Below are 601 nucleotides of genomic sequence, written 5' to 3' on the forward strand. Positions count from 1 at the left end.
GATTGGAAATACAGCCGTTTTAATCAAGCTTTGGTACTCGGTTTCGTGCCGTCTGAAAATCAAGAATACCGCCTCACCTACCTACACGACGACATCAACAACGACCGCCAGCCGCAGTTCGTCAACGATGCATTGGACACCGAACGCCATATCGCCAAACTCAACGCACGTTGGGGCAATGCCGATTTGAGCAATACGGTCAGCGCAGAAGCAGGCGTCATCAAACTCAAACGCCGTGCCGACAATTACTCCCTGCGCCCAAATAACACGCCGCAGCAAGTGTTCGTAGAACTTGACCGCAAAGTATATGATTTCTCGCTCAAACACGACGCGGATTTCGGCAAATTCCACAACACCGCCGCCGTCAGCTACCGCAACGACAGCCAAAACGGCGAACGCAACACCCACACCGCCATGCGCGATTTCCTCAACGGCTACCGTTTCGCCGATGTGCATATCGACCGCTGGCGCATCTCCGATACCCTGTCCTACAAATTTGACGACCGACACAAATTAGGCTTGGGCTTAAGCTACGAAATCAACGAAGCGGACGTACGCAAAAATACGGCGCAGCCCGCCCATCCGATGAACCGCAACCTTG

Annotated in this window: 1 pseudogene; it reads left to right on the forward strand. The window is 53.4% G+C overall.

Annotated elements, in window-relative coordinates:
- Positions 1-601: pseudogene (locus tag ACTHUM_RS17675) on the forward strand (TonB-dependent receptor); the annotation flags it as partial.

It is taken from the genome of Neisseria sp. P0021.S006, assembly GCF_051956895.1.